Annotated in this window: 17 protein-coding genes and 1 pseudogene; 5 read left to right on the top strand and 13 right to left on the bottom strand. The window is 68.0% G+C overall.

All coding sequences use genetic code 11. The annotated features are described in order from the left end of the window. Positions 1-9: 9 nt before the first annotated feature. From AX284_RS10085 to AX284_RS10100, 4 genes are all read right to left on the bottom strand, one after another. Entirely contained in the window at positions 10-1,851 is a 1,842-nt protein-coding gene (locus tag AX284_RS10085) for an amidohydrolase (protein WP_177329658.1), read from the bottom strand. A gap of 165 nt (positions 1,852-2,016) precedes the next feature. Then, positions 2,017-2,835 (bottom strand): alpha/beta fold hydrolase, encoded by an 819-nt coding sequence (locus AX284_RS10090; RefSeq protein ID WP_068385046.1) that lies wholly within the window; start codon positions 2,833-2,835, stop codon positions 2,017-2,019. Next, positions 2,832-3,461: an antibiotic biosynthesis monooxygenase gene (locus AX284_RS10095; RefSeq protein WP_068385048.1), complete on the bottom strand. Its 630-nt coding sequence runs from the start codon at positions 3,459-3,461 to the stop codon at positions 2,832-2,834. The genes AX284_RS10090 and AX284_RS10095 overlap by 4 nt, the downstream gene beginning before the upstream one ends. Next, entirely contained in the window at positions 3,458-3,883 is a 426-nt protein-coding gene (locus AX284_RS10100) for a DoxX family protein (protein ID WP_068385051.1), read from the bottom strand. The genes AX284_RS10095 and AX284_RS10100 overlap by 4 nt, the downstream gene beginning before the upstream one ends. Before the next feature lie 287 nt (positions 3,884-4,170). Between AX284_RS10100 and AX284_RS10105 the strand changes: the two genes are divergently transcribed. Beyond that, complete coding sequence (locus tag AX284_RS10105) at positions 4,171-4,578, top strand: DoxX family protein (protein WP_064309324.1); 408 nt, start codon at positions 4,171-4,173, stop codon at positions 4,576-4,578. A gap of 36 nt (positions 4,579-4,614) precedes the next feature. On the opposite strand, the gene AX284_RS10110 is transcribed toward AX284_RS10105, so the two are convergent. Then, the gene (locus AX284_RS10110; RefSeq protein ID WP_068385054.1) at positions 4,615-5,535 is read right to left on the bottom strand and encodes a LysR family transcriptional regulator; all 921 of its coding nucleotides are present in this window, start codon (positions 5,533-5,535) and stop codon (positions 4,615-4,617) included. Between the two features lie 97 nt (positions 5,536-5,632). On the opposite strand from AX284_RS10110, the gene AX284_RS10115 reads away from it, so the two are divergent. The 4 genes from AX284_RS10115 (at position 5,633) to AX284_RS11760 (ending at position 9,067) form a co-directional block, all read left to right on the top strand. Further along, the gene (locus tag AX284_RS10115; protein ID WP_068385058.1) at positions 5,633-6,856 is read left to right on the top strand and encodes an MFS transporter; all 1,224 of its coding nucleotides are present in this window, start codon (positions 5,633-5,635) and stop codon (positions 6,854-6,856) included. Positions 6,857-7,018: 162 nt separating this feature from the next. Continuing rightward, a complete protein-coding gene (locus tag AX284_RS10120) occupies positions 7,019-7,741 on the top strand; it encodes a pirin family protein (protein WP_017641114.1) in 723 nt (240 codons plus the stop codon). Positions 7,742-7,920: 179 nt separating this feature from the next. Then, positions 7,921-8,511 carry a DedA family protein gene (locus AX284_RS10125; RefSeq protein ID WP_017641115.1) on the top strand — a complete coding sequence of 197 codons (591 nt, stop codon included), beginning with the start codon at positions 7,921-7,923 and terminating at the stop codon, positions 8,509-8,511. Between the two features lie 115 nt (positions 8,512-8,626). Then, positions 8,627-9,067 carry a helix-turn-helix domain-containing protein gene (locus AX284_RS11760; RefSeq protein ID WP_026083850.1) on the top strand — a complete coding sequence of 147 codons (441 nt, stop codon included), beginning with the start codon at positions 8,627-8,629 and terminating at the stop codon, positions 9,065-9,067. A 621-nt stretch (positions 9,068-9,688) separates the two neighbouring features. On the opposite strand, the pseudogene AX284_RS12175 reads toward AX284_RS11760, so the two are convergent. From AX284_RS12175 to AX284_RS10165, 8 genes and pseudogenes are all read right to left on the bottom strand, one after another. Beyond that, a pseudogene (locus AX284_RS12175) lies at positions 9,689-10,381 on the bottom strand (winged helix-turn-helix domain-containing protein); the annotation flags it as partial. A gap of 181 nt (positions 10,382-10,562) precedes the next feature. Next, positions 10,563-11,516, bottom strand: coding sequence for a GlxA family transcriptional regulator (locus AX284_RS10135; protein ID WP_177323664.1), 954 nt, complete (start codon positions 11,514-11,516; stop codon positions 10,563-10,565). 218 nt (positions 11,517-11,734) lie between these two features. Beyond that, positions 11,735-12,853 carry a metallophosphoesterase gene (locus AX284_RS10140; RefSeq protein WP_068385064.1) on the bottom strand — a complete coding sequence of 373 codons (1,119 nt, stop codon included), beginning with the start codon at positions 12,851-12,853 and terminating at the stop codon, positions 11,735-11,737. Positions 12,854-12,951: 98 nt separating this feature from the next. Continuing rightward, positions 12,952-14,244 carry an NTP/NDP exchange transporter gene (locus AX284_RS10145; protein WP_068385067.1) on the bottom strand — a complete coding sequence of 431 codons (1,293 nt, stop codon included), beginning with the start codon at positions 14,242-14,244 and terminating at the stop codon, positions 12,952-12,954. Next, positions 14,245-15,162, bottom strand: a complete 918-nt coding sequence (locus AX284_RS10150; RefSeq protein ID WP_068385070.1) for an aldo/keto reductase — start codon at positions 15,160-15,162, stop codon at positions 14,245-14,247. It abuts the gene before it with no gap. A 300-nt stretch (positions 15,163-15,462) separates the two neighbouring features. After that, positions 15,463-16,518: a UV DNA damage repair endonuclease UvsE gene (uvsE, locus tag AX284_RS10155; protein WP_017641122.1), complete on the bottom strand. Its 1,056-nt coding sequence runs from the start codon at positions 16,516-16,518 to the stop codon at positions 15,463-15,465. Positions 16,519-16,837: 319 nt separating this feature from the next. After that, complete coding sequence (locus tag AX284_RS10160) at positions 16,838-18,106, bottom strand: DUF445 domain-containing protein (RefSeq protein WP_068385072.1); 1,269 nt, start codon at positions 18,104-18,106, stop codon at positions 16,838-16,840. Positions 18,107-18,155: 49 nt separating this feature from the next. Next, on the bottom strand, positions 18,156-19,265 hold the full coding sequence (locus AX284_RS10165; protein ID WP_068385076.1) for a Gfo/Idh/MocA family protein: 1,110 nt from the start codon (positions 19,263-19,265) through the stop codon (positions 18,156-18,158). Between the last annotated feature and the right edge of the window lie 76 nt (positions 19,266-19,341).

Raw genomic sequence — 19,341 nt, forward strand, 5'->3', positions numbered from 1 at the left:
CGGCGCTCCTCAGAAGCTGAAGCAGGAGCAGCCAAAGGCGCCCCAGAAGCCACTGAAGTCGCTGACCGGCACCCGGCTCTGGCGCGCCCGCTCATGGCCATGGCCATGCACGGAACAGGCGCCGGCGCACTGGTGCACGGCGGCCTGCAAGGGCGCACCGGGTTTCCAGTGACCGGGCACCTTGACCACCGGCGACCAATCCGGAGTGACCGGCAGGGGCGGCGGACCCAGGCGATCGAATTCCTCGGCGCCATGGACGATGCGGCCACCGACCACGGTCAGCACCGACTCCAGGTGTTTGATGGCCTCTTCCTCGACCGTGAAGAAGTCCGCCGAGAGCACCGCCACGTCGGCCAGCTGGCCGACCCGCAGCTGGCCCTTCTTGCCCTGCTCCGAGGAGAACCAGGCGCTGCCCTGGGTGAACAGCTGCAGGGCGGTGGCCCGGGGCAGGCCTTCCTGATAGAGCGCCAGGCCGCCGACGGTGCGGCCGCTGACCATCCAGTACAGTGAGGTCCAGGGGTTGTAGCTGGAGACGCGGGTGGCGTCGGTCCCCGCCCCTACCGGTACGCCTTCGGCGAGCATCCGCTGGATCGGCGGGGTCTGCTCGGCGGCCTTGGCACCATAGCGGTCGACGAAGTATTCGCCCTGGAAGGCCATGCGGTCCTGGATGGCGATGCCGCCGCCGAGGGCCTTGACCCGCTCGATGTTGCGCGGACTGATGGTCTCGGCGTGGTCGAAGAACCAGGGCAGCCCGTTGAAGGGCACGTCGCGATTGACCCGCTCGAAGACGTCGAGCATGCGCGAGATGGATTCATCGTAGGTGGCGTGCAGGCGGAACGGCCAGCGTTGCTCCACCAGGTGGCGCACCACGGGCTCCAGATCGGCTTCCATGCTGGACGGCAGGTCCGGGCGCGGTTCGAGGAAATCCTCGAAGTCGGCCGCCGAGAAGGCCAGCATCTCGCCGGCGCCGTTGTGGCGGAGGAAGTCGGTGCCCTGGTGCAGGGTGACGCTGCTGGTCCAGTTCTTGAAGTCGGCCAGCTCTTCCTTGGGCCGCTGGGTGAAGAGGTTGTAGGCGATGCGTACGGTGAGCTGGTCGGCATCGGCCAGCTCCTGGATGACCTGGTAGTCGTCCGGATAGTTCTGGAAACCGCCGCCGGCGTCGATGGCGCTGGTCAGGCCCAGGCGATTGAGTTCACGCATGAACTGGCGCGTGGAGTTGACCTGGTATTCCAGCGGCAGCTTGGGCCCCTTGGCCAGGGTGGCGTAGAGGATCATGGCGTTGGGCCGGGCGATGAGCATGCCGGTGGGCTCGCCCCGGGCGTCGCGCTGGATCTCGCCGCCTGGCGGATTGGGCGTGTCCTTGGTGTAGCCCACGACACGCAGGGCGGCGCGGTTGAGCAGGGCCCGGTCATAAAGGTGCAGGATGAACACCGGGGTGTCCGGCGCGGCCTGGTTGAGCTCCTCCAGGGTCGGCAGCCGGCGCTCGGCGAACTGGAATTCGTTCCAGCCGCCCACTACCCGCACCCACTGGGGCGCCGGGGTACGCTCGGCCTGGTCCTTGAGCATGCGCAGGGCATCGGCCAGCGAGGGCACGCCCTCCCAGCGCAGTTCCAGGTTGTAGTTCAGGCCACCGCGGATCAGGTGCAGGTGGGAGTCGTTGAGGCCCGGGATGGCGCGGCGACCACGCAGGTCGACCACCTGGGTGCCCGGGCCGCGATGGGCCATGACGTCGCTATCGCTACCCACGGCAAGAAAGACGCCGTCCTTGATGGCGACCGCGGTCGCCGCGGGGCGCTCGGGATCGACGGTGTGGAGCTTGCCGTTGTGCAGGATCAGATCGGCGTGTTGCATGGTGCCTCCAGAGGCAGTGTCGGCGCGTCCGGCCAGGGGCAGGACGGACCAGAGCGCGCCGGCGGCGCCCAACAGGAGGGCGCGGCGGCGTTGAGGGTCCAGGGGTTCTTGGCTCATAACCGTACTCGCGACCCGGGCAGCGTCTGCTGCTGACCGGGCGGGTGGTCAGCGGGCGACGAAGGCCAGCAGGTCCTGGTTCAACTGCGCGGCGTGGGTCACCGCGAAGCCGTGGGGGGCGCCGGCGTACACCTTGAGCTCGGCGCCACGGATCAGCTCGGCCGCCAGCTTGCCGGTGGTCGCGAAGGGCACCACCTGGTCGGCGTCGCCGTGGATCACCAGGGTCGGCACGTCGATCTTGGCCATGTCCGGACGGAAGTCGGTTTCCGAGAAGGCGGTGACGCAGTCGACCGTGCCCTTGAGCGAAGCCAGCAGGGCGATGTTGAGGGTCTGGGTGAAGACGCCTTCGGAGACCTGCTGGCCCTGGTTGGTGCCATAGAACACTGGCGCGAAGTCGGCGAGGAACTGGGCGCGGTCCTTCAGCAGACCGCCGCGGATGCCGTCGAAGACGCCCTGGTCGACGCCCTGGGGGAAGTCCGGCTTCTGCCCGAACAGCGGGGTGACGGCGCCGAGCAGCGCCAGCTTGGCGACCCGCGCCGAGCCGTGGCGCGCCAGGTAGCGGCTGACGTCGCCACCGCCCATGGAGAAGCCCACCAGGGTGACGTCGCGCAGATCCAGGTGTTCGATCAGCTCCTTGATGTCGTCGGCGAAGGTGTCGTAGTCATAGCCATTCCACGGCTGGCCGGAGCGCCCGAAGCCGCGGCGGTCGAAGGCGATGGCGCGATAGCCGTGGCTGGCCAGATGATGCATCTGGTAATCCCACATGTCGGCGTCCAACGGCCAGCCGTGGCTGAACAGCACGGGCTTGCCGCTGCCCCAGTCCTTGAAATAGATCTCGACGCCATCGCGGGTGGTGAAGGTGCTCATGGTTGTTCGCCTCTAAGGGTGGAAGGAGTGGAAAAGGCGCCCGAGCGGGCGTTGAGCCAGGGCGCGCACAGGCGGCTCACCCTCGGCATGATCAGGAACACCACCAGCGGCACGATGCACAGGGTGATCAGCAGGTTGCTCGGCACCGGCCCGGCCAGCAGCGGATAGCGCGTGAACAGCGGCTGCCACAGTGGCGGGATCAGCATCGTCAGGGGCGCGATCACCAGGTAGGTCAGCACCGCCTGCTTCCAGGCCGGTGGCTGGCGCACGCCGGGGCGCGGCGGGTTGAACCAGAACTCGGCGTCGGCATGCACCTCGGGCGCATCGGCCTCGCGCAGCAGCGGTGCCACCTCGGCGATCAGCGCCTGGCGTTCCGGCGAAGCCAGCCAGGCCTGCAGCCGCTCGACGTCGGCGAAACGCACCAGGGTGGTGAAGGCGGTGCCTGCCTCGGCCGGCGGGATGACATCCACACCGAGATGGCCACAGGCTTCACGGGCAGCGGTGACCGCGCGCTGCAGCCAGCGCTGATAGGCGTCCTGCTGGCCGGCCAGGGGCTGGTGGCGGATCACCAGGGTGACGATGCGACTGTGCGCCTGATGTAGGTCCTGCCCGCGTGTGGCGCTCATGACAGGGCCCTCGCGAAACCACCCTGAGCGGCGTGACGCCTGATCAGCCGGGCTTCCAGTGAATAACGACCGGGCCCGGTGAGCGCCAGGGTGCCGAACAGCACCAGCAGCAGCCAGCCGAACTGCCCCTGCTCCAGAGACCACTCGGGGTGCACCATCAGCAGGGCGATCAGCAGCAACCCGAGGATCGGCAGGCAGGCCAGGCGCGTCGCCCAGCCCAGGGCGATCAGCAACGGACAGAGCACCTCGGCGAAGACGGCGAAGCCCAGCGTCGGCCAGGCGCCCAGGTGCAGCGGGTCTTCGATCAGGCCAAGCTGCTGGCGAAAGTGCAGCGCCTTGGGCAGACCATGCACCGCCAGGAGCAGCCCGGCGCCGCCCAGGCGCAGGAACAGGAGTCCCAGATCCAGCCTCACGCTTCCCATGACCCATCCCCCTGATGAAAGAGTTGGCTGCGAGAGAGACCTCGCGCCGTCGATGGAGCGAACTTTCGCCCGGACGACGGCGGACGGCCTTGGACGTCTGTGCTGGTTTTTGTACGCCTGTGCTGTGGCGTGTAGCTGAAAGGATTCAGGTTGCAGCAACGGGAAGATAGTCAACCTGAGGGTGACTGTTTAACGCGCCATCACTACTTATTCGGAAATCGAGTGGACAGTAAGCTTGCCCTATCGCATCCAAGCCGGATGCCAGACCTGGAAAAGGACAGTCAACGATGAACACCCAAGCCCTCACCGCCACCACCGGCCGCCTGCTGCTCGCCAGCCTCTTCCTGTTCAGCGGCGTGGGCAAACTGCTCGCCCCAGCAGCCACCAAGGGCTACATCGCCGCCATGGGCCTGCCCTTCCCGGACCTCGCCTACCTGGGCGCCCTGGTGGTGGAGCTGGGACTCGCCAGCCTCCTGCTGATCGGCTACCGCACTCGCCCGGTGGCCCTGGCCATGGCCGCCTTCACCCTGGTGACCGCCCTGGTGTTCCACAGCCAGTTCGCCGATCAGAACCAACTGATCCACTTCCTCAAGAACATCGCCATCGCCGGTGGTCTGCTGCAGGTGGCGGCCTTCGGCGCCGGCGCCCTGAGCCTGGATGGTTGGCGGCCGGTGCGGGCGGCCCGACTCGCCTGATCGCCCTCGCTCGTGGCGCCCGCCTGATCCTTGAGGTCAGGCGGGCGCCGTCACATCCAGCATCCTGGCGCAGGCCTCGCGCACCAGTTCGAGGAACAGGCGCAGCCGCGCCGGGTAGACCCGGGCGTAGGGATAGATGAGATAGATTGGCAGGGGCGCGGCCTGCCATTCCGGCAGCAGGTGCACCAGGCGTCCCGCGGCGACGTCCTCGCGCACCATCCAGTGCGACAGCGCCGCGCAGCCCAGACCACGCACCGCGGCATGACGGGCGACGAAGAGACTCTCGGTGGCCAGCCGCGGGCGCAAGGGGATCAGTCGGCTTTCGCCAGTGGCGCCCAGCTGCAGGCGCAGTTCGGTCTGGTAGAACTGCGTCATGGCGATCCAGGGCAGTGCCGCCAGCTCCTCGGGTGCTTGCAGCGTGCTCGCCAGCTCCGGCGCCGCCACCAGGATGCGCTGCACATCACCCAGGCGCACCGCCACGGTATCCGGATCCTCCACCACCCCCACCCGGATGGCGCAGTCGACGCCATCGGCGACGAAATTGGGCGCCCGGTCGCTGAGCACCCAATCCACCTGCATGCCGGGATAGCGCCGCAGATAGGTCTCCAGCGGATCGAGCAACTGCTCCTGGCCGAAGGCATGGGGCATCACCACCCGCAGCCGTCCCTCGGGCTCGGCATGGGCACCATGCAAGGCGGCGGCGAAAGCCTGCCAGTCACCGAGCAGTTGCTGGGCCTGGCGATAGCAGCGCTGGCCGTCCTCGGTCAGGCGCAGGGCGTGGGTCGAGCGCTGTACCAGGCGCACCTGCAGCGCCCCCTCCAACGCTTGCAGACGTCGGCTGACGGTGGGCTGGGTGGTGCCAAGCTGGCGCGCGGCCGCCGACAGGCTGCCGGCCTCGACGATACGCACGAAGGTTTCCAGCAGGTCGAGACGGTCATGGGTAAAGGTGGTGTTCATACGGCTTACGTATACCCCCTGTACCCCGCGTTCGGCTACAGGCAGCGAACACTCTGGCGAAGAATGCGCTCATCGTCTTCCCAACCGGAGAATCGCCATGACCGACATTCCACTCTCGCATAGCCAGACCTCGCCTCACCGCGGCAGTCTATCCCCTGCCCTGCTTGGCCTGCTGGCCACCGGCGCCGGCCTCAGCGTCGCCAACCTCTATTACAGCCAGCCCCTGCTGGGTACCCTGGCCAGTGCCCTGCCCGCGCCCGCTGCCGACGTGGGGCTGATCCCCACCCTCACCCAACTCGGCTATGCCCTGGGGCTGCTGCTGCTCGCGCCCCTGGGTGATCGCTTCGATCGCCGCCGCATCATCCTGGCCAAGCTGGCCGTGCTGCTGCTGGCGCTGCTCGGCGCCAGTCTGGCGCCGGGGTTGCACGGGCTGCTGGTGGCCAGTCTGGTCACCGGCCTGGCCGCCACCGTGGCCCAGGACCTGGTGCCCGCCGCCGCGACCCTGGCGCCGCCGACCGAGCGCGGGCGCATCGTCGGCACGGTGATGACGGGGCTGCTGCTGGGCATCCTGCTGTCGCGGGTGGTGAGCGGCCTGGTGGGCGAGTGGCTGGGCTGGCGCGCGGTCTATCTGTTCGCCGCCCTCAGCATCGCCGCCATCGCCGTGGCGGTCTGGCGTGGTCTGCCGGCCTTCGCCGCCACCACCCGACTCAGCTATCCGGCCCTGCTCGGCTCCCTGGGTGCCCTCTGGCGCCAGCATGCCGCCCTGCGCCGGGCGACCCTGGCGCAAGGGCTGCTGTCCGTGGGCTTCAGTGCCTTCTGGTCGACCCTCGCCCTCTATCTGCATGCCGGGCCCTTCCAGTTGGGCAGCGCCGCCGCCGGCGCCTTCGGCCTGGCCGGTGCCGCCGGTGCCCTGGCCGCGCCCTGGGCCGGCCGCCTGGCGGATCGCCATGGCTCGGAATGGGTGACGCGCCTGGGCATCGGCCTGGCGGCCACGGCCTTTGCCAGCCTTCTCCTGCTGCCCTGGCTGCCGGGCGTGGCCGGTCTGGTGCTGCTGGCGCTGGCGACGGTGGTCTTCGACCTGGGCGTCCAGGCCACTCTGATCGCCCACCAGGCCCAGGTCTACGGCCTGGAACCCGAGGCGCGCAGCCGGCTCAACGCGGTGCTCTTCACCGGCATGTTCATCGGCATGGCCAGCGGCGCGGCGCTGGGCAGTCTGCTGCTGGCCCACCTGGGCTGGAATGGCGTCGCCGGCCTGGCGCTGGCGACCGCCCTGCTGGCCCTGGCGGTACGGCTCTGGCCTGCCCGTCCGCGCCTGGAGTAACGATCACGGTAAACAGCACGGCGCCCTTTGGCTGAAGGCATCGTCAACCAGAACAGGACGACCATTCTCCTTCCAGCTCGTTAATCAAACCGGGGCGCCACAGTAGGATGACTTCCATGGCGTCGGAACAGACCGCGCCCCACTCAGACAAGGAGCCTCATCATGCTGGCCATTCGTAAAGCTTCCGATCGCGGCGCCGCCAACCACGGCTGGCTCAAGTCCTTCCACACCTTCTCCTTCGCCAGCTACCGCAATCCGGCGGAACAGGGCTTCTCCGACCTGCTGGTGATCAACGACGACACCGTGACCGGGGGCCAGGGCTTCGGCGAGCACCCGCACCGCGACATGGAGATCTTCTCCTATGTGCTCGAAGGCGCACTGGAGCACCAGGACAGCCTGGGCACCGGTTCGGTGATCCGCCCAGGCGACGTCCAGCTGATGAGCGCCGGCAGTGGCGTCAGCCACAGCGAGTTCAACCACTCCGAGCGCGAGAGTGTGCATTTCCTGCAGATCTGGATCGTGCCCAACGTGCGCCGCGCCGAACCGCGCTACCAGCAGCAGCACTTCAGCGCCGAGGCCAAGCGTGGTCGTCTGGCCCTGATCATCTCGCCGGACGGCGCCGAGGGCTCGCTGGAAGTACGCCAGGACGCCCGGGTCTACGCCGGTCTGTTCGACGGCAGCGAAAGCGCCGCGCTGCAACTGGCCCCCGAGCGCCATGCCTATGTGCACGTCGCCCGCGGCAGCCTGGAGCTGAATGGCGTCCTGCTGCAGGCCGGTGACGGCGCAAGGCTGCGCGGCGAGCGCGAGCTGCAGCTGGCCCACGGGACCGATGCCGAGGTGCTGGTATTCGATCTGCGGCCCAACGAACTGCCGCAAATGCCCTGACTACGATTTGCTGCGCGTCGGCCAAACTGCGTTGAAAAGACCTTCGGAATGCTCATTTACCACTCGTAAACTCCGCTTCCTCAGGTCTTTTCGCCTTGTTTGGCTCTAGCTCGCGAAATCGTAGGCCCCGTTTGCGCCAGGAGGCCGCTCCCACGGCCTCCCCTTGCCGAGAACGCGCCATGAGCACCCAAGCCCTGACTTCCCTGGTGGCCGGTAACGCCACCCTCTGGCTGACGCTGAACGTCTTTGGCGAACAGCTGGGCCTGCCGGTACCGGCCTATCCGTCTTTACTGGTGATGGGCGCCGCGGCCGATGAAGCCGAGTTGCTCCTGGCGCTGCTGGCCAGCGTGGCGGTCACCGGCGTGGCCGATCTGCTCTGGTACTGGGCCGGTCGGCGCCATGGCGCCTGGCTGCTGCGCCATCTGCCTGGCCAGCATGTCCCGGCCGCCACCCGCCTGCCCAGCTTGCTGCTGGTGGCCAAGTTCATCCCCGGCGCCGCGGCCCTGGCCACCCTGAGCGCGGGCGCCAGCGCCATGCCCCTGCGGCGCTTCCTGGCCTATGACCTGGGCGGCGCCACTCTGTGGATCGGCTCCGGCCTGGCCCTGGGGCGGTTGTTCGAGGCGCACATCCTGGCCCTGCTCGACGCACTCCAGGCCTATGGCCCGGCGCCCCTGCTGCTCGCCGGACTGCTCGGCCTCGCCCTGCTGGGCTGGCACCTGCTGGCTCGCCGCCACGGTCGGCCAAGCCCGGCGCGACAGTATTGCGCCTAGGCCGTTGCCGGCTTAACGCTAATTAACGATAGACAACTCGCACGTCAGGCAACTGCAGGGAATCATTCTCAGCCAGGCCAGCGCGCCACACGGCTGGTTTGACAGGGAGAGCGCCATGTCCATGACCGTCGATAGCACCCTGGCTCTATCCAATACCCGACTGGTCGGCTTGGCCGCCTGGCAGGAACGTCTGGCCAAGGAAGTCCTGCTGCAGCATCTGGAGCGCGGCATCAGCGTCAGCCAGGTCGCCTCCGTCTGCGGCCTGTCGCGCAGTCACTTCACCCGCCAGTTCAAGCTCAGCGCCGGACTCGCCCCACTGGAATGGCTGCGCCAGCAGCGCATCGACCGTGCCCGGCAATTGCTCGCCGAGCGCCGGCTACCCCTGGCGGCGATCGCCCTGGAATGCGGCTTCTTCGACCAGGCGCATCTGAGCCGGGTATTCACCCGCGCCGTGGGGATCCCGCCGCTGGCCTGGCAGCAGCAGGCCCTGGAGCGGCGGTTGCTGGCGGAACTGGCGCAGGTGCAGGCGCAACATGGCCAGCAGGCGGTAGCCTAGGGTCACCCCGCTGCCTTCCACCAGGATCAGCGACTTGTCCACCAATTGTCCCAGGAGGGGGATGAACAGCGCCTCCTCCAGCCCGCGCTGCGCCGCCAGTCGCAGGGCCTCTTGCCGACTGAAATGCTCCCCGGCCTCGGCCAGGGTCGCCAGCACGGCGAATTCCGACTCGCTCAGGCTGTGCAGACTCCAGTCGAGCATGGCGCGGAGGCTGCGCTGGCGTTGCGCCGCCGTGCGCCGCCCGGCCACGCTCAGGTAATAGCCGCCATCGAGTTGCGCCAAGACCCCCGCCAGCCCCAGTGCCGCCACCTGCTCGGCCAGGATCTCCAGCGCCAGGGGCACGCCTTCGCTGCGGCGGCAGATCTCGCCCACCAGCTGCACGTCGGCTGGCCGCAACTGCAGCCCCGGCAGGCGCGCCCGGGCACGCCGGACGAACAGCCGAAAGGCCGGCTGGCGCATGGCCTCGCGCAGCCGCCGTGTGGGTGGATTCACGACCGGCAGCGGCGCCAGGCGCAACACGGCCTCCCCTTCCACCCGCAAGGCCTCGCGACTGGTGACCAGCACCCTGAGCTGCGGACAGCCTTGCAGCAGGTTTTCCACCAGCCAGGCCGCGGGTTCGATCAGCCGCTCGGCATTGTCCAGCACCAGCAGCAGGCGCCGCGTGGCCAGGGCTTCCTGCAGCGCCGGCAAACCACTGCCACTGGCGAGTCCCAGGTCGCTGGCGAGCCGATCCACCAGCGCCATCATGTGGCCCAGTGCCGCGAGATCGAGACTCTGTATCCCGTCGGCAACGTCTTCCGCCAGCGCAGGCAGCAGATGCTGGACCAGCAGCGACTTGCCGACACCGCCGGTACCCACCACCGACACCAGACGGCGTTGCGCGAGCAAGCGGCGTAGTTCGACCAGGCTGGTCTCGCGCCCCTCCAGGGGCGTCAGGGGCAGTGGCGTCTCGGCCAGCGGCGCGAGGTCTTCCTCGCTCAGGCGCTCCACCGCCAGGGCGAAGCCGTAGCCGCGATGCCGGGCGCTGAGGATGGGATCCCGATCGCTGTAGGGGCGCAGTACCCGGCGCAGGGCCGAGATGTGCACCCGCAGGTTGATGTCCTCGACGACCGCGCCAGGCCAGACCCGGGCCATCAGGGTCTGCTTGCCGACCAGTTCGCCGGGGTGTTGCAGCAGCACCCGCAGGATGTCCAGGGCCCGTCCGCCGAGGGGCAGCACACGCTCGCCATCCAGCAGCAGGCGCCGACGTGCATCCAGGACCAGGCCGCAGAAGCGGAAGGCACTGGCGTCTTCCAGGGACTTGAGCTCTTGCATGACCGTGTCGCGCCACCTTGCCTCGGGTTCTGCGGGCACCAGACTCCGCAGTCCCTCGACGGTGTGCGCCTCTCCTTGCCGATAGGTACGACCATTCTGGCTGCTACCCAGGAAAGCCGTATGACGATATACGGCCAGAAGCTGCCATCGATGGGCGTGATACCGCCATCAGAGGTCGATTTCAGCTGAATTGGTAACGGTATTGCGCCGGAGTCAGCCCCAGATGGCTCTGGAAGGCGGCGCGCATGCAGCGGTCGCTGGCGAAGCCGCTACGAAAGGCCACCGTCTTCAGCGGCAGCTCACTGGTCTCCAGCAATTCGCGTGCATGATCGATGCGCGCCCTGAGCACGAACTCCAGGGGCGTCATGCCGGTGTCGCGCTTGAACACCCGGGCGAAGTTGCGGGTACCCATGGTCGCCAGCTCGGCGAGCCGGCTGATCGAATAGGCCTGGTCGATATTGGCCAGCACATGGTGCTGCACCCGGTTGATGGCGGTGGTGGCTTCCGGCTCGTCGAGCAGCGGGCTGAACTGCGCCTGCTTGCCCTGCCGCTGGGTCACCACCACCAGCACCTTGGCCACCTCCCGGGCGATGACCTTGCCATGGTCCTCGGCCACCAGGGCCAACGCCAGGTCGATACCGGCGGTGACCCCAGCCGAGCTCAGCAGCGGGCCATCGCTCAGGTAGATGTCATCGGCGGTCACCTGGGCGCGGGGAAAGCGTCGCGCCAGTCGCTCGCGATAATTCCAGTGGGTGGTGACCCGTCGGCCGTCGAGCAGACCGGCGCTGCCGAGCAGGAAGGTGCCGGTGCAGACCGCTCCGTAGCGGGTGCACTGCGCGGGCACCTGCCGCAGCCAGGCCGCGACGTCCGGATGGGGCTCCAGGTAGGCCCCCGGCCCACCGGGCACCAGCAGCAGGTCATAGCTCCCCGGCGGCTGTTGGGTGGTGAGCTCCGTGCGTATCGTCATGCCATTGGAACAACGCAGGGTCCGCCGCCGCCCCGCGGCGATGGTCACGATGCGATAGTGGTCGGCCGTGGGCAGATAGCGATTGGCGATGGAAAACACCTCCACCGGCCCGGCGAAATCCAGCATCAGCACCTCGGGGACCAGCAAGAAAGCCACTGTCCTCGTCATGGCGATACATCCTTATCCGTGTTGCAGTTTGTCCTTGGGTGCCGGGGCGTCCGGGTCAAGGTAGGGACGAGGATAGAGAACTGTCTCGAAGGGACAAGCACTGGCAAAAGGCCATCTATCTGTCTTTTTATGGTTTCCACTGAGGCTTGGCCGAACGCAGGGCCTCTGGTGCGGGACTCTTGGCGAACTCAATGCCGTTGCTGACGTTTCTCCTGCCGCTACCCCTTTCGCAACCTGATCAGGGTGATCTCGCTTGGCGCGCCAAATCTCAGTGGTGTCCCCCAGTAGCCGGTGCCGCGGCTGATGTAGACGGTCAGCCGACCCAGGCGGTGGATGCCGGCCACCCAGGGTTGCTGCAGGCGCACGAAGTGCATCCAGGGCCAGAACTGGCCGCCGTGGGTGTGGCCGGAGAGCTGCACATCGGCACCGGCCGCTTCGGCCTTGGGCGCCGAGCGCGGCTGGTGGGCCAGCAGCAGGCGGAATAGTCCTTCCGGGGCACCGGCGAAGGCAGCCGCGGCGTCGCTGCGGTGGCTGGGCACATAGAGCGGCGCCGAGTAGTCGGTGATGCCGGCCAGCACGAAGGGCGTGCCCTGGTGCTGCAGTACCACATGCTCGTCGAGCAGCAGGGTCAGGCCCTGCTCGCGCCAGGCGCGCACCCAGGCCTCGGCGCCGGAATAGTATTCGTGGTTGCCGGTGATGGCATAGGTGCCCAGGCGCGCCTTGAGTCCTTGCAGCGGCAGGAATTCGTGCTGCAACTCGGCCACGCTGCCATCCACCAGGTCGCCGGTGATGGCCACCAGATCGGCGTCCAGGCCGTTGACCCGGTCGACGATGCGCTGCAGGTAGCCGGCCTTGATGGTGGGGCCGATGTGCAGGTCACTGAGCTGGACGATACGCAGCCCGTCCAGGCCGGCAGGCAGCGTCGGCAGGGCCAGTTCCACGTCCTTGACCCTGGCCGTGCGGCGGGCGTTGTAGACGCTGCGCAGGGCCACCAGCAGCACCAGACCCAGCACCGCCCAGGCACTGCCGGTACGCCAGGCGGCGTCCAGCGGTTGCCCGACGAGGCTGGCGAGCGCCACCACCAGCCCGCGCAGCAGACTGAACACCGCCAGGCTGGAGAACACGCCCATGGCGATCAGCGCGGCCCAGGCCAGCAAGCGCGAGTTCATGTCCCGTGAGCGAAAGCCCAGGGGCACCAGGACGAAGGACAGCAGCAGCAAGATCCAGAACGGCAGCTGCGCAGCGGGCGACAGCCCGAGATCGCCGATGACGCTGAGGCCGATGAACAGATGCAGGGCGAAGAGAACCAGATACATCATGGCGCGGGAGCGGAACATGGAGGGCCCAGAGGCAAGGAGAAGGGCCTACCTTAGCACCCCGTCGGTCGCCCCTCGGAGCCCCGGGTTGTTTCCGGCTACAACGATTCAGCCGGCATTCAGCGCCGCTCCGCTTCGTCCGCCAGGGCTGCCTGATCTGCGCGGCGGCCCAGATAGAAACCCAGGCAGGCCCAGAGCGCCGCGCAACCGGCACCGACGAGGGCCGGCAGCCAGGCGCCGTGGCCGAGCAGATCCAGCAGACTCTTGGCCCAGCCGCTGGCGGCGTCACCGGCGCGATAGACCACGGTGTCGATGAAGTTCTTGGCCTTGTACTGAGTCTCGGCGTCCAGCGGCGCGAAGAGCATCTCGCGCCCCGGGCGGATGAAGGCGTATTCACCGATCCGCCTGACGATCATCAGCCCGGCCAGCATGGCGAAGGTGGGCAGCAGCGCCAGTCCGAGGAAGCCGATACACATCAGCAGCGGCACCCCAGCCAACAGCACCCGTACCCCGAGCCGCTGGGCCAGGCGACCGGTGATCAGCACCTGGCTGACCAGGGCGCCGGCCTGGACCACGAAATCCAGCAGGCCGAACACCTGCACCTGACGGGCGCGATCGGGAAACAGCTCGGCCACCAGCCGCGCCTGCTCGAAGTAGAGAAAGGTGCTGACCGTGGCCAGCAGGATGACGAAGGCGCTCACCGCCAGCAGATAGGGCGAGGCCAGCACCCGGGTCAGACCGCTGAAGGGATTACCGGCCACCGGGCGGCGCGGGCTTTCGGTCGGTGGCGCCCCCGGGCGTCCGGCGCCCCGGGTCTCGCGCCAGCCCATCAGATAGGCCTTGAGCCTGAGCGCCAAGAGCAGCAACGCCGCGGCCAGCAGCGCGAGGCCCGCCTCGCCGATCAGCGGGGCCAGGACGGCGGCCAATACCGGGCCGAGCAGCCCACCCACACTGGCCCCAGCGGCGATGAAGGCGAACAGCCGCCGCGCCTGAGCGCCGTCGAAGACATCGGCCATCAGACTCCAGGCCACCGAGACCACGAAGAGGTTGTAGACCGAGATCCAGACATAGAAGGTACGCGCCAGCCAGACGCTATCACCTAAGCTGGCGAAGCAGGCGGCGAAGGCCAGCAGGTTGAGGGCGAAGAAGCCGTAGACCCAGTCGACGAAGCGAATCCGCGCCACCCGCGAATTGAGCCAGGCGAACAGTGGCACGGCGAGCAGCATCACCAGGAAGGTGGCGGTGAACAGCCACTGCAGATTCTCCACGCCACCGGCGATGCCCATGGCCTCGCGGATCGGCCGCAGCATGAAGTAGCCGGCGAACAGGCAGAGAAACAGCGCGAAGCCGGCCAGGGCCGCGGACGACTCACCGGCGCGGGCGTCGAGGACGCGACCGAGCCAGTCCTTCATCTAGGCGAACAGCCCGGCGATGGCCTCACGCTGGCGCGCATCCGGCAGACGACCGCGACCGGCCTGGAGATTGTCGACCATGTAGCGCGGATTGCTGGTGGCGGGAATCACCGCGGTCACCGCCGGGTCGGCGAGGATGAACTTGAGCAGCAGCTGTGCCCAACTGGTCGCGCCCAGTTCGGTAGCCAGCGGCGGCAAGGGTTTACCGCGGGTGCCGGAGAGCAGATTGCCGCGTTGGAAGGGCCGATTGATCAGCACGGCGATGCCCTGGTCGCGGCAATAGGGCAGCAGGCGCTTTTCCGCCTCGCGCTCCCCCACCGAATAGTTGAACTGCACGAAGTCGACCTTTTCCTGCTTCAACGTGGCCAGCAGATCGCCCAGTGCCGCCTCGCGATAGTGAGTGACGCCGACATAGCGCACCCTGCCGGCCTGCTGCTGTTCGCGCAGTAGGGCCAGCTGGTTGGCGGTGTCCTGCAGGTTGTGCACCTGGACCAGGTCCAGGCGATCGGTCTGCAGGGCCTTGAAGCTGGCGGCCAGTTGCGCCGCGCCGCGCTCGCGGCCGGTAGCCGATACCTTGGTGGCGAGAAAGACCCGCTCCCGGGCCTGGGCCCGCTTCACCAGCTCGCCGGCCACCCGTTCGGAGTTGCCATAGCTGGGCGCGGTGTCGATGAGGGTGCCGCCGCCGTCGAGCAGCGCCTTGAGCACCTCCTGCAGCGGCACCAGAGCGGCGTCGTTCAAGTCGACATCGAGATTGCCCGAGGTACCGAGACCGATGACGGGCAGGGCCTCGCCACTGCGGGGGATCTTGCGGGTCAGCAGCGGCTCGGCGGCCTGGACGCTCTGCCATAGCCAGGGTGCGGCGGTCACGGCGGCGGCCAGGGCGGTGGTGGTCTGCAGGAAATGGCGACGGGTCGGCATGGCGGGCCTCGCGACGATCGTTTCGAAAGGATGACCCTTGAGTTAAGCGGCTCTTCCAGCCTGTCGCCCGCCAGGCTCGTTGCGGCATGTTGCAGTGAGAGCCGTTTTCGTAGGTTGGGTTGAGCGCAGCGAAGCCCAACAGTGCCAAGGTCGAACACCCCCGTTGGCCTTCGACGATAGAGCCGTCCCAACCCAACCTACGTGACGAGACAGTAGGTTGGGTTGAGCGCAGCGAAGCCCAGCAGTGCCAAGGTCGAGCACCCCCGTTGGGCTTCGACGATGGAGCCGTCTCAGCCCAACCTACGAAAGAATGCCGTGATCCGCCGGCGGCAGACTGCCGTCGCCGCCCAGGTAGCGGTCATAGAAATGCCGCACCGTGACGTTCTTGTGCTTGGCCTCGAACATGATGTCGAAGCGGTCGAGGAACTGGCAGGCGTAGCGGTTGCACCAGTCGTTCCACATCATGTCGCTGTGGGCATAGAGCACCCGCTTGCTGATCTGCTGCAGCAAAAACTTGATGTCGATCCGCTCGGTGGGCGAGACGCCCATTTCCATCAGGGCTTCCGGCGGCTGGGAGTAGTGCATGGCCGGACGCACCCCGCGCCAGCTGTCGAGGATACGCTCCACGCGCGGCTCCCAGGGGTCGATGTAGGCCTCTTCGTGGATCCAGCAGTGGTGGATGTCCAGTACCACCGGAGCAAGATCGGCCAGCTGCAGGCAGTCGTCGACACCGTAGGTCTTTTCATCGTTCTCGAAGGTGATGCAGTTGCGTGCCTCGGTGGAGAGTCGCGGCCAGATCGCGCGGATGCCAGGCACGCCCAGGCGGCCGGCGATGTGCACATTGCACTTGAAGTCCTGGAATTTCTGGCCGTAGCCCATCAGCCGGATCATGTCGGCGTGGTACTCGAACTCCTTCAGGCTGTTCTCCACCACCTCGGGGCGATCCGAGCCCAGCACGCAGAATTGCCCGGGATGCAGCGACAGCCGCACATCGCGGCGGCGGGCCAGCTCGCCCAGCCGACCGAAGCGATCGGCCAGCAGCGCCTGCAACTCCTGGGAACGATAGAAGTAGGCGAATTCGGCGTGGCTGTAGAAGGGCAGCAGATCGCTGCTCAGGCGCAGCATGCGCAGATTGTCCGGCAGGTCGGCGACGTGCTCGACGAATCTCAGCTGGGCATCCAGGTTGTGAGTGACCACGTCCAGCAACTTGGCCTCGGCGGCGGCGCGCTCGACGCTGCCCAGCCAGCGCAGGGTGGTGGTGCGGGTGTTGAAGGCCCGCTCGACCTGCTCCAGTGCCTTGAGCGACAGACTGCGCTCGGGATGACGGTACATGCAGGCAAAGCCGATTCGATACATGGGGCGCTCGGGACAGGGACTATGGGCTTTAGTCCGCGCGGCGCCGCCTGGGTGCGGGTGGGGTGATGGGTGGAGGGGGCCTTGGCGTTTGGCGTCAAGGCTTGTCCTCACCCAGGCCCTCTCCCGGAGGGAGAGGAGGAGTCAATTGCGGCCATGGCGGTCCGACGATGCGGCCGCTCCTACGGGCCGCGGTAGGTTGGGCTGAGCGCAGCGAAGCCCAACATCGCCTCGGGGCCGCCAATGTTGGGCTTCGACGATGGAACTGTCTCAACCCAACCTACGGTCTATCGCGGCCTTGGTCGCGATGCACTCTTGCGCCCTACCCCGGCCCGAACCACTGCGTTAGGGCATGCAGCACCAGTCCCACCAGGCCGCCCACCAGAGTGCCGTTGATGCGGATGAATTGCAGGTCCTTGCCGACGCTCTGCTCCAGTTGCTGGACCAGTTCGCCGGTATCCCAGGCGGCCACGCGGGCGGCGATGTAGTCGCCGATGCGCTGGCGGTTGCGGTCGATGAAGGGCGGTGCCACCGCCATCAGCTGCTCGTTGATCCAGCGCCGCATGGCTTCGTCGCGACTCAGGGTCTCGCCCAGCTCGGCCAGCAGCCGGCCCAGGCGGCGGCGGATGCGCGAATCCGGAGCGGCGAGATCGGCCTGCAGCCAGTTCACCAGTTCGTCCCACAGCTCCTGCAGATAGCCGGCCAGCGCCGGATGCGCAAGCAGTCGATCACGTAGTTGCTCGCCGCGCAGGCGAAAGGCCGGGTCCTCTTTGAGGCGCTCGATGAAGCCGACCAGATAGCCATCGAAGTGACGGCGTAACTCGTGTTCGCGGTCGTGGCTGATCTCGCCGATCAGGCGCGACACCGCCTGCACCACCTTGATCGCCGACCAGCGCCCGACCCGCTCGTCCAGCCCCAGGTACTTGAGGGTGCGCAACTCGCCGCCGATGGTGCGGGCGATCAGCGCCTGGGTGTCCTCGTCCTGCAACAGCCGGTCGATCTCCTGCAGCACCTCGTCGAGCACCGCCTGGTGACGGTCGTCGGCGGTCAGCATGTCGAGCAATTCGCCGGACAGCGCCGCCACGTCCAGGCGTTGCAGCCGCTCCACCGCCACCCGGCGGATGAAGGCCTGCACCCGCACCTCGCGCAGGGCTTCCAGGGAGTAGCGGGCGACACCAGTGGCCTGGCTGGCCACCGCGGCGGCGTTGTCCGGCTGGCGCAACCAGCCGGCCAGGCGTCCGGCCGCGTCCAGTTCTTCCAGCTTGGCCAGCACCTGGGGCGTGGCGAGGAAGTGCAGGCAGATGAAGTCCGACAGCTTGCGCCCGACCCCGGCCTTGTTGCGCGGGATGATGGCGGTATGGGGAATCGGCAGGCCCAGCGGATGGCGGAACAGCGCGGTCACCGCGAACCAGTCGGCGATGGCCCCGACCATGGCCGCCTCGGCGAAGGCGGCGGCGTAGCCCCAGGCCGGGTGGCGGGCCTCCAGGGCGGTGGCCAGGCAGTAGAGCGCCGCCGCCAGGAACAGCAGCAGCAGCGCGATGAGCTTCATGCGCCGGACCGGGGTGAGGCCGTCGCCGGAGAGTGTGGTCATGGAAAAGGGACAATCCTCACGCGGGATGATCCCAGCATCCTACCCCAGACTAGAGTCTGACCCAGCGCTCCTCCTGGGCCGATTGCCGCGCGGCCTGGGCCAGGCGCTCCACTTCCCAGGCCTCCTGGAAGTCGACACCGGTATGCCCGGGGTTGCCGCCCAGGGCTTCCAGCAGCGAGCGGACCTCCAGGGTCTTGAGCTCGTTGTAGCCGAGCTGGTGGCCGGGCGCCGGGCAGAAGGCGGCGTAGTCCGGCAGGTGCGGACCGGCCAGCAGGGTACGGAAACCGGCCAGGCCCGGACGGTCGCCGACCTGGTAGAGGCGCAGTTCGTTGAGGCGCTCCTGGTCGAAGCTGAGGGTGCCGCGGGTGCCGCAGACCTCGAAGGCCAGGCGATTCTTGCGCCCGTGCTTGAGCCAACTAGTGGTCAGGGTGCCGCGGGCGCCATTGGCGAAACGCAGCAGCAGATGGGCCTGGTCGTCGATCTCCACCGCCCGGGGGCCACCCTGATGGGGCCGCTGGCCATGGGCGGTGTGCAGATCGGCGCAGAGCGCCGCCACCGGGCCGAGCAGGAAGCGCGCCAGTGACAGGATATGGCTGCCCAGATCGGCCAGGGCGCCGCCGGCCTGGCGGGTTTCGCAGCGCCAGGTGAAGGGCCCCTGGGGATCGCCCATGAAGTCTTCGCTGAATTCGCCGCTGAAGCTGACGATCTCGCCCAGTTCTCCGCTTTCGATCAGCTCGCGCGCCTGCTTGAGCATGGGATTCTGCAGGTAGTTGTAGCCGACCCGATTGACCACCCCGGCCTGGCGCGCGGCGTCGCGCATCTGCGCCGCCTCCTCCAGGCTCACCGCCAGGGGCTTTTCGCAGTAGACCGCCTTGCCGGCCGCAAGGGCGGCCAGGGCCATGGGTGCGTGCAGCAGATTGGGGGTGGTGATGGCCACCAGCTCGACCTGGGGATCGGCGATCAGGCGCTCCCAGTCGCAACTGCGGGTGAAGCCCCAGGCGTCGGCGCAGCGAGCGGCGCGCTCCGGATCGGCATCGGCCAGGGCCACCAACCGCGGGCGGACCGGGAGCGCGAAGCTGCTGGCCGCGTGATGGAAGGCCTGGGCGTGGGCATGCCCCATGAAGCCGGTGCCGATCAGACCGATGCCGCTGTCGCGCATGTCGTTCTCCGTCAGGGGTGTAGAAAGACCCGGCCGGCCAAGCCAGTAGCCGACCGGGTGAAAGGGATGGCTTAGG

The sequence above is a fragment of the Pseudomonas sp. HUK17 genome, assembly GCF_001566765.1.

Excerpts from the sequence above, each read along its gene's own strand:
- AX284_RS10105 (WP_064309324.1), top strand. The coding sequence starts at position 4,171 with ATGAACACCCAAGCCCTCACCGCCACCACCGGCCGCCTGCTGCTCGCC.
- AX284_RS10135 (WP_177323664.1), bottom strand. The coding sequence starts at position 11,516 with ATGACGAGGACAGTGGCTTTCTTGCTGGTCCCCGAGGTGCTGATGCTG.
- AX284_RS10120 (WP_017641114.1), top strand. The coding sequence starts at position 7,019 with ATGCTGGCCATTCGTAAAGCTTCCGATCGCGGCGCCGCCAACCACGGC.
- AX284_RS10110 (WP_068385054.1), bottom strand. The coding sequence starts at position 5,535 with ATGAACACCACCTTTACCCATGACCGTCTCGACCTGCTGGAAACCTTC.
- AX284_RS10115 (WP_068385058.1), top strand. The coding sequence starts at position 5,633 with ATGACCGACATTCCACTCTCGCATAGCCAGACCTCGCCTCACCGCGGC.
- AX284_RS10140 (WP_068385064.1), bottom strand. The coding sequence starts at position 12,853 with ATGTTCCGCTCCCGCGCCATGATGTATCTGGTTCTCTTCGCCCTGCAT.
- AX284_RS11760 (WP_026083850.1), top strand. The coding sequence starts at position 8,627 with ATGTCCATGACCGTCGATAGCACCCTGGCTCTATCCAATACCCGACTG.
- AX284_RS10100 (WP_068385051.1), bottom strand. The coding sequence starts at position 3,883 with ATGGGAAGCGTGAGGCTGGATCTGGGACTCCTGTTCCTGCGCCTGGGC.
- AX284_RS10150 (WP_068385070.1), bottom strand. The coding sequence starts at position 15,162 with ATGCCGACCCGTCGCCATTTCCTGCAGACCACCACCGCCCTGGCCGCC.
- AX284_RS10165 (WP_068385076.1), bottom strand. The coding sequence starts at position 19,265 with ATGCGCGACAGCGGCATCGGTCTGATCGGCACCGGCTTCATGGGGCAT.
- AX284_RS10160 (WP_068385072.1), bottom strand. The coding sequence starts at position 18,106 with ATGACCACACTCTCCGGCGACGGCCTCACCCCGGTCCGGCGCATGAAG.
- AX284_RS10090 (WP_068385046.1), bottom strand. The coding sequence starts at position 2,835 with ATGAGCACCTTCACCACCCGCGATGGCGTCGAGATCTATTTCAAGGAC.
- AX284_RS10095 (WP_068385048.1), bottom strand. The coding sequence starts at position 3,461 with ATGAGCGCCACACGCGGGCAGGACCTACATCAGGCGCACAGTCGCATC.
- AX284_RS10125 (WP_017641115.1), top strand. The coding sequence starts at position 7,921 with ATGAGCACCCAAGCCCTGACTTCCCTGGTGGCCGGTAACGCCACCCTC.
- uvsE (WP_017641122.1), bottom strand. The coding sequence starts at position 16,518 with ATGTATCGAATCGGCTTTGCCTGCATGTACCGTCATCCCGAGCGCAGT.
- AX284_RS10145 (WP_068385067.1), bottom strand. The coding sequence starts at position 14,244 with ATGAAGGACTGGCTCGGTCGCGTCCTCGACGCCCGCGCCGGTGAGTCG.
- AX284_RS10085 (WP_177329658.1), bottom strand. The coding sequence starts at position 1,851 with ATGCAACACGCCGATCTGATCCTGCACAACGGCAAGCTCCACACCGTC.